The 10,479-nt window shown below is 73.3% G+C and carries 11 protein-coding genes; 4 read left to right on the top strand and 7 right to left on the bottom strand.

All coding sequences use genetic code 11. The features are described 5' to 3' along the window. From DN069_RS19020 to DN069_RS19010, 3 genes are all read right to left on the bottom strand, one after another. Positions 1-810, bottom strand: an 810-nt coding sequence (locus tag DN069_RS19020; RefSeq protein WP_111502327.1) for a patatin-like phospholipase family protein, incomplete at its 3' end; no start/stop codon positions are given. A gap of 37 nt (positions 811-847) precedes the next feature. Then, positions 848-2,305 carry a DHA2 family efflux MFS transporter permease subunit gene (locus tag DN069_RS19015; protein ID WP_111502325.1) on the bottom strand — a complete coding sequence of 486 codons (1,458 nt, stop codon included), beginning with the start codon at positions 2,303-2,305 and terminating at the stop codon, positions 848-850. Between the two features lie 5 nt (positions 2,306-2,310). Next, positions 2,311-2,955, bottom strand: a complete 645-nt coding sequence (locus tag DN069_RS19010; RefSeq protein ID WP_111502323.1) for an NADPH-dependent FMN reductase — start codon at positions 2,953-2,955, stop codon at positions 2,311-2,313. Positions 2,956-3,084: 129 nt separating this feature from the next. Between DN069_RS19010 and DN069_RS19005 the strand changes: the two genes are divergently transcribed. After that, entirely contained in the window at positions 3,085-3,771 is a 687-nt protein-coding gene (locus DN069_RS19005; protein WP_111502321.1) for a TetR/AcrR family transcriptional regulator, read from the top strand. A gap of 30 nt (positions 3,772-3,801) precedes the next feature. Here DN069_RS19005 and DN069_RS19000 read toward each other — a convergent pair whose 3' ends face one another. The 3 genes from DN069_RS19000 to DN069_RS18990 all read right to left on the bottom strand — a co-directional run bounded on the left by DN069_RS19000 (position 3,802) and on the right by DN069_RS18990 (position 6,826). After that, on the bottom strand, positions 3,802-5,283 hold the full coding sequence (locus DN069_RS19000) for a protein kinase domain-containing protein (protein ID WP_111502319.1): 1,482 nt from the start codon (positions 5,281-5,283) through the stop codon (positions 3,802-3,804). A gap of 166 nt (positions 5,284-5,449) precedes the next feature. After that, entirely contained in the window at positions 5,450-6,058 is a 609-nt protein-coding gene (locus DN069_RS18995) for an antibiotic biosynthesis monooxygenase (RefSeq protein WP_133259964.1), read from the bottom strand. Positions 6,059-6,133: 75 nt separating this feature from the next. Continuing rightward, positions 6,134-6,826, bottom strand: a complete 693-nt coding sequence (locus DN069_RS18990; RefSeq protein WP_111502315.1) for a TetR/AcrR family transcriptional regulator — start codon at positions 6,824-6,826, stop codon at positions 6,134-6,136. A gap of 229 nt (positions 6,827-7,055) precedes the next feature. Here DN069_RS18990 and DN069_RS18985 point away from each other — a divergent pair, with 229 nt between their 5' ends. Genes DN069_RS18985 through DN069_RS18975 form a run of 3 tightly spaced genes read left to right on the top strand, consistent with a single transcriptional unit; the run spans position 7,056 to position 9,759 of the window. After that, positions 7,056-7,949, top strand: a complete 894-nt coding sequence (locus DN069_RS18985; protein WP_111502313.1) for a DUF4097 family beta strand repeat-containing protein — start codon at positions 7,056-7,058, stop codon at positions 7,947-7,949. After that, entirely contained in the window at positions 7,946-8,908 is a 963-nt protein-coding gene (locus DN069_RS18980; protein ID WP_111502311.1) for an ATP-binding cassette domain-containing protein, read from the top strand. The genes DN069_RS18985 and DN069_RS18980 overlap by 4 nt, the downstream gene beginning before the upstream one ends. Positions 8,909-8,910: 2 nt before the next feature. Then, on the top strand, positions 8,911-9,759 hold the full coding sequence (locus tag DN069_RS18975) for an ABC transporter permease (RefSeq protein ID WP_111502309.1): 849 nt from the start codon (positions 8,911-8,913) through the stop codon (positions 9,757-9,759). Here DN069_RS18975 and DN069_RS18970 read toward each other — a convergent pair whose 3' ends face one another. Continuing rightward, positions 9,760-10,383 (bottom strand): class I SAM-dependent methyltransferase, encoded by a 624-nt coding sequence (locus DN069_RS18970; RefSeq protein WP_111502307.1) that lies wholly within the window; start codon positions 10,381-10,383, stop codon positions 9,760-9,762. Positions 10,384-10,479: the final 96 nt, after the last annotated feature.

Below are 10,479 nucleotides of genomic sequence, written 5' to 3'. Positions count from 1 at the left end.
CTGGGACCCCACCGTCGCGGCCTGGTGCAGGCCGGCCGCGACGGTGGGGTCCCAGCGGGTCAGGTCGGCGGGGTCGGGGCCCATGGTGGTGAGGGCGGCGGCGTCGGGCGAGACGGTGACGGTGGCGGGGGAGCCATCGGTGGACGGCTCGTGGCGCAGGGGTTCGCCGGTGCGGGACATCGGTTCCAGGACGACGACGAGGCGGGCGTCCGCGGCGAGATCGGTGTTCGCGCCCGCGCGCAGCGCGCCGTCGATGTGGGGTGCGCCGTGGACGGTGACCGGGGGAGCCGCGCCCGGGAAGGCGCTGCTGGCGGCGACGGCGCGGACGAGCGGCACGTCGCTGTCCCGGTCCCAGACGGCGGGCAGGCCGGTGCTCGCGTCGACGGCGGTGAGGAGCAGGCGCCGCTCGGGCCAGGAGGTCGTCCCGATCAGCTGGGCGCGCGCGGTGAGCAGCGCCGACTCGGCGTCGGGCGTGGCGCCGTCGAGCGCGAGGCGGCCGACGCGGCGCCGGGCCTCCTCGGGTGCGAGGCTCCGGTCGCCGAGGACGCCGAAGACGCGGGCGGTCAGCGCGGCGTCCGGCCGGGCCGGTGGCGGGCCGTCGGGCTCCTCCGGCGACGCGAGGCGTTCCAGATGGGGGCCGTCGGCCAGGAGCGTCGCGCCGACGATCGCGCCGGCGGAGGTGCCGACGGTCAGGTCGGCCTCGGCGAGGTCGACGCCGTGCCGGCGCAGGCCGAGCAGGAGCCCGGTCAGCCAGGCCGTGCCGACGGGGCCGCCGGGGCCCAGCACCAGTGCGCGGTCGGGGGATTGCATGGGTGACTCCGATCGGTCGCGTGCGTGGGAGCGGGGCTCAGTCGACGCGCCGATGGGGACGCGCGGGCAGGAGGGCGGCGGGCACGAGGGCCAGTGCGAGCAGCGCGGCCGCGAGCGCGTAGGTGGTCCGGAACCCGGCGGGGTCCACCCCGGCCGACCCCAGCGTCACCGAGACGAGCGCGGTGCCCACGGACGCCCAGACCTGCTGGTTGATGCTGAGGACGGTGCTCGCGGCCGCGGCGCGGTCGCGCGGCAGTCCCCGGGCGGCGATCGTCATGGTCGGCATCAGCACCATCCCGGCGCCGAGGCCCATCACCATGGACGCCGCGACGAGCCGCCAGGCCGGGACGCCCGGGGAGCCGATCTGGAGGGCGTTGAGCGCCATGCCCAGCGCCCCGAAGGCGATCCCGGGCAGGATCAGCCGACGCGGGCTGACCGAGTCGATCCGCCGGGCGGCGATCTGCATGGTCGTCCCGACCACCAGACCGACCGGTGCTCCGAGCAGCCCCGCCGACGCCGCGCTCAGGCCGCGTGCCTGCTGCCAGTAGACGGGACCGAGCAGCATGGAGCCGAAGTAGCCGCAGGCGAACAGCGCCAGGGTGGCCGCCGAGGCGGCGAAGGTCCGGTCGCGCAACAGCCGCAGGTCGAGCAGCGGGTGACGCGTGGTCAGAGACCGTCGGGCGAAGGCCGCGACGAGGACCGCGCCGCCGACGGCGGGGAACAGCGCGTCCGGTGCCGCGAGGTCACCGCCCGCGCCGCCGCGGGCGAGTCCGAAGACCAGCAGGGTCAGGCCCGGCGAGAGGGTCAGCAGCCCGGGGACATCCAACTTCGGTGCGACGGAGGGGGTTCCGGGGCGGGGCCGGGGCAGGTCGGGCCGCAGCAGGACGGCGGCCAGGGCCAGGGCGGCCGCGCCCACGGGCAGGTTGACCAGGAAGATCCAGCGCCAGGAGGCGGTGTCGATCAGCCACCCGCCGAGCACCGGCCCGACCACCGGGCCGACCAGGACGGGCAGTCCGAGCAGGGCCATCGCCCGTCCGAGCCGGGCCCGGTCGGCGGCGCGCAGCACCATCGCCATGCCGACGGGCATCAGCAGCCCGCCGCCGAACCCCTGGACGGCACGGAAGGCGATCAGACTGCCGGCGTCCCAGGCGCAGGCCGCCAGCAGCGACCCGAGCGTGAACAGCACGAGCGCGGTCAGGTAGGTGCGCTTGGCGCCGATCCGGCCCATGGCCCAGGCGGCCGTCGGGATGACGGCCGCGAGGGCGAGCGTGTAGGCGGTGGTGGCCCACTGGACCGTCGCCAAGGAGGCGTCGAAGGCCTCGGAGAGGCGATGCAGGGCGACGTTGACGATCGTCATGTCCAGCACGGACATCATCGAGCCGGTGACCACGACCGCCACCGTGCGGCCGACTGCGCCGGGCGCGCCGGCCGTCACGGAGGGTGCCGCAGCGGCCGTCGTAGCGGTGGGTGCGGTGGTTCCCGCTGTCCTGCGCATCCCGCTCACCCCCGGTACGGCAGCGCCGTGTTGGCGGACCGCAGCGCCCGTCCCCACCAGGAGAGTTGGCCGAGCATGCCCTTGGCGGCGCCCTCGCAGACGGCGGCGTCGCGCGGGGTGCCGTCCGCCGTCAGGCCCGACCAGGGGCCGTGCAGGCTGACCGAGTCGCGCACTGTCATCGCGTGCAACTCGGCGAAGACCAGCCGGAGTTGCTCGACCGCGCGGAGGCCGCCTGCGAGGCCGCCGTAGGAGACGAAGCCGACCGGCTTGGCCTGCCACTCGCCGTGGTGCCAGTCGATCAGGTTCTTCAGGGCGGCGGGGAAGCTGTGGTTGTACTCGGGGGTGACCACCACGTACGCGTCCGCGGCGGCGATGCGCGGTGTGAGGTCCCGTAGGGCGGCCGCGGCCTCCGGGCTGGGCTTCCCGCCCCAGCCGGGCATGACGAGCGGCAGTGGGACCTCGGCCGCGTCGATCACGTCGAACTCCATGTCCTCCCCCTGCGCGGCGGCGGTGTCGAGGAACCAGTCGGTGACGGTGCGCCCGAGGCGGCCCTCGCGGACGCTGCCGACGATGACGGCGACGCGCAGCGGCGGCTCCTGACCACCGATGGACGCGGTGGTGGTGCTCCGGGAGGTGTCGGTGGCAGGCATGGCGGTGGATGTCCCCCTCGTGGATCGGGTCGGTCGACCGGCGGTGCGGTCGGCCCTCCGGTAAACTACAACGAGCGTTGTAAAAAGTGCAACGCTCGTTGTAGTTCGGTGACTGAGCAGGAGGCACGTGTGGGCAGCGGCAACGAGGCCTGGCTGGAACAGGCGCGGCGCGAGGTGCCGCCGCGGAAGCTCGCGAAGCAGATGGCGATCGCGAGCGCGGCCTGCGGCGTGTTCGGACGCGAGGGCTACGCGCGCGCCTCGGTGGACACGCTCGCGGCCGAGGCGGGCATCTCCACGCGCACGCTGTACAACCACTTCCCGGGCGGCAAGGCGGAGTTGTTCCGCACCGTCGTCTCCTGGACGTCCGGCGAGGTCGCGCAGGCGCAGCTCGCGCGGATGGCAGCGGTGCTGGACCCGGAGCGGCCCCCGCGCGCCGAGGACCTGGAGCGGGAACTCGTCGCCCTGGCCCGTGCGTTCGTCGGCCTGCTCGCCGACTACCCGAACCACTTCGCGCTTGTGCGCCACATCCACGCCGAGGTCGACCACGTCCCGGCGGAGGTGCTGGCCGCCTGGCGCGACGCCGGCCCCGGCGCGGCGGGCCGTGCCCTCGCCGACGCCATGGCCTCACTGGCCGCAGCCGGGCTCCTCGACGTCCACGGCGACCCGGCCCTGGCCGCCCAGCACTTCCTGGCGCTCACCTCGCACCTGATCGTGCAGCTCTCCAGCTACGGCGTCCTGCCGCTCGCCCCGGCGGAGGCCGACCGCCTGATCACCGGCGGCGTCGCGGCCTTCGTCCGCGCCTACCGGGCGGCCTGAGCCGATCCGTGCCTGGGCTGCGGCGGCGCCTCAGCCGTTGTTACCCCCGTCGTTGCTCCCGGCGACTCCGGTCCCGGGCCCGGTCCCGCCGCTGTCGCCGGAGGCCAGGCGGTGCAGCGCCGAGCTGATCGCGGCGAGCTTCGTCGACCAGCTGTGGTTGGTGGCCTTGTCGACGGCGTGGTCCTTGGCGAGCTTGCGCAGCACCCGTTGCGCGTCGTGAATCGCCTGCCCGGCGCCGCCGGGATCCTGCTGGGCGAGGGACTGGTCCGCCTTGTCCAGCGCGTCGATCAGGGACTGCTGCTGGTCGGGCGGGAGTTTGTCGTCGGCCGCGACGGCGTTGCGCAGCGCGGCGATCATGGCCGCCGGGCCGGTGGCGTGGGTCGGGGACGGGCTCGGCGTGGGGGTGTCGGAGGGCGGCGCGACGGCGGGTGCGCTGGTGTGGGTGCCGGGCACGGTGCCGGCCGTCGGCGTCGAGGGGCCGGACTGCGCGGCGACCGCCGCGACGACGCAGCCGACGACGACCACCACCGCGGCGGCGATCAGCGCGGTGCGCCGACGGCGCGGCCTGGGCGGGTCCATCGGCACGGCGCCGGAGGCCCACTCGGCCGACGGGGGCGTCAGCGGCGGCATCGCCATGGTCCGGTTCAGCGCCGACGGCTCGCCGACCGGCGGCAGCCAGGAGGTGGCCGCGCCGCGGCCGGCCGCCTGCAGTTCGGCGCGCGCCGCGGCCGCGTCGGCCGGGCGGCGGCCCGGCTCCTTCTCCAGCAGCCGCAGCACCGCCCCGTCCAGCGCGGGCGGGATGTCCGGGCGCAGCGCGGAGAGCGGCGCGGGCCGCTCGCTCACCTGCTTCCAGGCGACCTCGACCGGCGTGGCGCCGGTGAACGGCGGCTGCCCGGTCAGCATCTCGGTCAGCACGCAGCCGAGCGCGTAGAGATCGGCGCGGCCGTCCACCTCGGAGGCGGTGGCCTGTTCCGGGGCCAGGTAGGAGGCGGTGCCGAGCACCGAGCCGGTGCCGGTGAGCTGGGCCTCGTCGTTGCCGGCCTTGGCGATGCCGAAGTCCACGACCTTCACCTGGCCGCCGTCCGTGACCATGATGTTGCCCGGCTTGATGTCCCGGTGCACCAGCCCGGCGGCGTGCGCGACCTGCAGCGCGTCGCAGACCGTCGACGCGATGGCGATCGCGCGGTCGACGGGCAGCCGCGGTGTCTCCTCCAGCAGCTCACCCAGGGTGCGTCCGTCCACGAGCTCCATCACCAGGTACGGCGCCCCGGTCTCGTCCTCGCCCGAGTCGAAGACGGTCACGATCGCCGGGTGCACCAGCATCGCGGCGTGACGAGCCTCACGGGCGAACCGCTCGGCGAAGTGCGCGTCCTCGGCCAGGCCCTCGTTCAGCACCTTGACGGCGACGGGCCGCGCCAGCACCCGGTCGACCCCGCGCCAGACGGTAGCCATCCCGCCCGTACCGAGCGGCTCGTGCAGCTCGTACCGTCCGTTCAGCAGCCCACCCTGCACCGGCCCGCTCTCCTCACCCCGGGCCCCGGGCCCGGATCCATGCACCCGGGCACCCTAGTACGTCCGCCTTCCGGTGGCGGGTGGCGCAGGTCACGGCGGTGCGGTGGCCGACGCGTCGAGGGCCCGGACGGGGCGGCCGTCCGGGCCCTCGCTCCGTGCGGTGTGGTCAGTCGCGGCGGTCGAGGATGACCACCTCGAACTCCTCCAGGGCGATGACGTTCATCGGCACGTCCGCGGTCGCCTTCGCCCGGGCGGCGGACTGGGCGGCGCGGGAGGCCACGAGCGCGTCGTGGGTGGCCCACAGCGTGCCGACCGAGCCCATGCCGGTGCTTCGGTCGGCGAGCAGCGAGGCCCCGATGAAGCCCGGGGTGGCCTCGAACGCGGGCAGGCCGGAGGACCGGAAGTTCTCGGCCATCCGGTCGAGCCGGTCCGGTGGCATCTGGAAGCGTCCGAGGCGGAAGCCCGCGCCCGCCTCGGCCTTCGGGCTCGGCGTGAACGCCAGCGCCTCGACGGTCATCATCGACATGGAGGACGCGAAAGGCGCCAACAGCTCGGCGCGCCGTTGCTGCAGGTGCTCGTTGCTGGTCTGCGCCGTCTCGACGCTGTCCCACCAGCTCCCCATGACGATCTTGCCGAGCTCGCGGTCGGCGAAGAGTCCGTAACCCCGGTAGCCCGGCTGGTCGGAGAGCAGCTTGACCGCCTCCACTACCAACCCGTCCAGCGCCTGGTCGATCTTTCCCGGATCGCCCGTCACATAAGTCGTGCGTACGTACATGACTGGCCCCCATTCCTTTGTCGGTGTCCCCGTTACGACGCTCCTCCGGTGGCGAAGTGGCCGCAAGCGGGTGCGCTACCGCCGTGTCGTGGCGAGCCGGGCGGCCAGGCCGTCGAGGAGGGCGTGCAGGCCGAAGGTAAAGGTGTCCTGCGGGGCCGCGCCGTAGTCGGTGCCGCTCTCGGCCTCCAGGCGGGCGCGCAGGCGCGGGTGGACGGAGGCGACCTCGCGGGCCTGGGCCATGCCTTCGGCGAGCCTGGCCTCCGCGTCGCCGTCACCCTCGCGGGCGAGCTTGCGGGTCAGCGCCGCCTGCGCGGCGGGGCCGAGGGCGTTGCCGAGGACGAAGGTCAGTAGCGCCGCGGAGGCCTGGTCCGCCTCGGCGGGGGTGAACCCGGCGTTCTCGTGGAGGGCGAGGATGTAGTCGTCGTGGCGGGCCTTGGCCGGCCCGAACATCAGGTGCGCGCCGAAGGCCTGCACCAGCCACGGGTGCCGGGTGAGCATGGCGTGCACGCCGACCGCCAGCGCCTCGGCGGCCGCGCGCCAGCCGTCCGGGCCCGCGGGGGCCTCGGGCAGCGTCAGCTCGGACCAGACCCGGTCGCCGGCCAGGGTGATCAGGTTGTCCTTGCTGCCCACGTGCCAGTAGACGGCGGTGGCCGCGGAACCCAGACGCTTGCCCAGGGCCCGCATGTTCAGGCCCCCAAGGCCCTCCTCGTCGAGCAGGGCGATGGCGGCCTCGACGATCTGGTCGCTGCTGAGGGTGTCGCGCGGCATGTGGCCAACCCTAGGACATTCCGTACAGGGACTTGTACGCCGTTCAATTCGCCCCGCCGCCAGGGGGCTGCCAGGGGTGGTGCCACGTGGCACCACCCCTGCCGCCTGATGGCACCATTGCTGAGCTGCAGCGGTGCCAACATGAGCCAGAAGCACTTGCGCTGGTGCCAAAGTGGTGCCACATTAGAGCCATCGAACTTCACGGCCCACCGCAGCAAAGGAACCCGAGATGTCCGCCTCGCGCTTCGACACCCCCGCCCCGATCTCCGTCGTCCTCGACCTCTACGCCGCCGACGTGCGGTTCACCGTCTCCGACCGGGCTGACACCGTCGTCGAACTCCGGCCGAGCGGCCCGGACAAGGCCGCCGACGCCAAGGCCGTCGCGAACACCACCGTCGAGTACGACGAGGCCGGCCGCACCCTCAGCGTCGTCTCCAGGAAGCCGCTGAACCGCTTCGTGAACTGGAGCAGCAAGCGTCCCGAGTCGATCGAGCTGCTGATCCAGCTGCCCGCCGGCTCCGAGGTGCGCGGGGAGGCCGAGTACGGCGACTTCCACGCCGAGGGCGTGCTCGGCGCCGTGGCGTTCAAGTCCGGGATCGGCGAGATCCGGTTGGCCGAGACCGGTCCGGTGAACCTGCGCGGCGGCGTCGGGGCGATCACCGTCGGCCGCGTCGTCGGCGCCGCGCAGGTGCAGACCGGCTCCAGCGACGTCCGGCTCGGTCTGGTCGAGGGCACCCTCGACGTCACCAACGGCAACGGCAAGGTCCGCGTCGGCCTCGTCGGCGGCTGCGCGACCGTCAAGTGCTCCAACGGCACCATCTCCGTCGACCGCGCCCTGTCCGACATCACCGTCACCGGCGCCAACGGCGAGGTCCGCATCGGCGAGGTCGTCCGCGGCAAGGTCTCCGCGACCACCAAGAACGGCTCCGTCGAGGTCGGCGTCCGCGAGGGCAGCGCCGCGCTGCTGGAGCTCGACACCACCCTGGGTCGCGTCTACAACGAGCTCGGCGCCTCCGCGGCCCCCGCGGCCGGCGAGCCCGTCGACAAGGTCGAGCTGATCGCCGGCACCAAGCTCGGCGACATCACCATCCGTCGCACCGCCCGACTGGAGGACCAGGCGTGAACACCGCAACCTACGAGACCGCCGGCGCCCGTACGGTCGCCGCCATCGCCGCCCGTGGCCTGCACAAGTCCTTCGGCGAGAAGACCGTCCTCGACGGCATCGACCTGACGGTGGAACAGGGCACCATCCTGGCCCTGCTCGGCCCGAACGGCGCCGGCAAGACCACCGCCGTTCACCTGCTCACCACCTATCTGCGCCCCGACGCCGGCGAGATCCGTGTCGCCGGCCAGGACCCCGAGAAGAACCCGCAGGCGGTCCGCCGCGCGATCGGCGTCACCGGCCAGTTCTCGGCCGTGGACGGGTATCTGACCGGGCGGGAGAACCTGAAGCTGATGGCCGACCTGCACCTGCTGCCCGCGGCCGTCGGCCGGCGCCGGGCCGCGGAGCTGCTGGAGCGGTTCGAGCTGGTCGAGGCCGGGGACAAGCCCGCGTCGAGCTACTCGGGCGGCATGAAGCGCAAGCTGGACCTGGCCATGACGCTGGTCGGCGACCCGAAGGTGATCTTCCTCGACGAGCCGACCACCGGTCTGGACCCGCGCAGCCGCCGCACCATGTGGGACATCATCCGCGGGCTGGTCGCCGAGGGGACGACCATCCTGCTCACCACCCAGTACCTGGAGGAGGCCGACCAGCTCGCCGACCGCGTCGCCGTGCTGGACGGCGGCCGGATCGTCGCCGAGGGCACGCCCGCCGAGCTCAAGGCGCGGATTCCCGGCGGGCACATCGAGCTCTCCTTCGCCGACCGCACCGCGCTGGACGCCGCCGCGACCCTGCTCGACGCCACCGGCCGCGACGACGACGCGCTCACGCTGCAACTGCCCGGCGACGGCAGCGTCAGCACCCTGTGGACCCTGCTGAACCGGCTCAGGGAGGCCTCGATCGAGGTCACGTCACTGGCCGTGCACACCCCCGACCTCGACGACGTCTTCTTCGCCCTCACCGGCCGGAAGGGAGCCTGACCATGAGCACCATCACCGCCACCGCGAGCCCCGTAATCACCGCTGACGCCCGGTCACACGCCTTCGCGCACGCCCGGATCATGCTGCGCCGCAACCTCAAGCACATGCAGCGCTACCCGTCGCTGACCCTGATGGTCATGCTGATGCCGATCGTCTTCCTGCTCCTGTTCGTCTATGTCTTCGGCGGGACGCTGGGGTCGGGACTGGGCGGCGGGATGCCGGCCGGCATGCACGGCGGCCGGTCCGCCTACGCCGACTACGTCGCCCCGGCGATCATCCTGATGGCCGTGGTCGCCGCCGCCCAGGGCACGGCCATCGCCGTCGCCCAGGACATGACCGAGGGCATCATCGCCCGGTTCCGGACCATGGCCGTCGCCAGGTCGTCCGTCCTCACCGGCCACGTCGTCGGCGCGACGATCCAGACGCTGATCGGCGTCGTGGCCGTCACCGGGGCCGCGCTCGCCGTCGGGTTCCGGCCGCACGCCAATGTGGCCGAGTGGTTCGCCGCACTCGGGGTGATCCTGATGCTGACCTGCGCCGTCACCTGGCTGTGCGTCGGGCTCGGGCTGTCGGCCAAGAGCGTGGAGACCGCGAGCAACTCGCCGATGTTCCTGATGCTCCTGCCGTTCCTCGGCAGCGGCTTCGTCCCGACCTCCTCGCTGCCGACCGTGGTGCGCTGGTTCGCCGAGTACCAGCCCTTCACGGCGGTCAACGAGACCCTGCGCGGGCTGCTGACCGGCACGAAGATCGGCGACAACCTGGTCATCACGATCGCCTGGTGTGTCGGCGTCACCCTGGTGTCCTACGTCTGGTCGCGCCGGCTGTACGAGCGGGAGCCGAAGGCGAAGTGACTAGCCTTTGCGGGCGAGAAGTTGGAGCTCCTGGAACTGACGCCGATCGGTGGGAAGTGGCTCGCACAGGGTGCGGGCCACTTCGGCCGTTCCGGCCTCGCGCAGCAGGCCGGCGAAGTGGTCGGGGGACCACCGGTAGGCCGTGGTCACCGTGTGGTCGTAGTCCTGCCAGGTGGCCCCGGGGTCGTCGGTGGCGAAGAGGCTGATCAGCAGGTGCCCGCCGGGCGCCAGGACCCGCCCGATCTCCGCGAGGACGGCAGGCAGGTCCTCCGGCGGGGTGTGGATGACCGAGTAGCGTGCGAGCACGCCGACGACGGAGCTGTCTTCGAGGTCGAGCGCCGCCATCGACCCCACCTCGAACCGCAGCTCCGGGCAGGCCTCTCGCGCCAGCCCGATCATCGCGGAGGAGGCGTCGACGCCGAAGGCATTCAGCCCCAACTCCCGCAGGTGGGCCGTCACATAACCCGGTCCGCACCCCAGATCCAGCACCTCGCCGGCGTCGCCCGCCCGCACGAGCTCCGCGAACGCGCCCAGCAGCGCGCGCTCCAGGGGACGATCGCGGAGCGAGTCCCGGAACTGCTCCGCGTAGCGGACGGCGACGGCGTCGTACGGGCTCTGGGTCATGCGGGGACCGTATCCCGCCCGACTGACAGTCAGCCTGCCGCCGAGTCCTGACGGTGAAAGTAATTTCCTTCTGGAAAGTAGATGCTAATGTTCAAG

Source organism: Streptacidiphilus pinicola (genome assembly GCF_003258295.1).
Classification (GTDB): Bacteria; Actinomycetota; Actinomycetes; order Streptomycetales; family Streptomycetaceae; genus Streptacidiphilus; species Streptacidiphilus pinicola.
The sequence above is the reverse complement of the archived record's forward strand: the minus strand, read 5'-3'. Positions and strand labels throughout refer to the sequence as shown.

Bases quoted from the DNA above. Each gene is read 5' to 3' on its own strand.
- DN069_RS19010 (WP_111502323.1), bottom strand. From the start codon at position 2,955: ATGCCTGCCACCGACACCTCCCGGAGCACCACCACCGCGTCCATCGGT.
- DN069_RS18995 (WP_133259964.1), bottom strand. From the start codon at position 6,058: ATGTACGTACGCACGACTTATGTGACGGGCGATCCGGGAAAGATCGAC.
- DN069_RS19015 (WP_111502325.1), bottom strand. From the start codon at position 2,305: ATGCGCAGGACAGCGGGAACCACCGCACCCACCGCTACGACGGCCGCT.
- DN069_RS18975 (WP_111502309.1), top strand. From the start codon at position 8,911: ATGAGCACCATCACCGCCACCGCGAGCCCCGTAATCACCGCTGACGCC.
- DN069_RS18970 (WP_111502307.1), bottom strand. From the start codon at position 10,383: ATGACCCAGAGCCCGTACGACGCCGTCGCCGTCCGCTACGCGGAGCAG.
- DN069_RS18985 (WP_111502313.1), top strand. From the start codon at position 7,056: ATGTCCGCCTCGCGCTTCGACACCCCCGCCCCGATCTCCGTCGTCCTC.
- DN069_RS18990 (WP_111502315.1), bottom strand. From the start codon at position 6,826: ATGCCGCGCGACACCCTCAGCAGCGACCAGATCGTCGAGGCCGCCATC.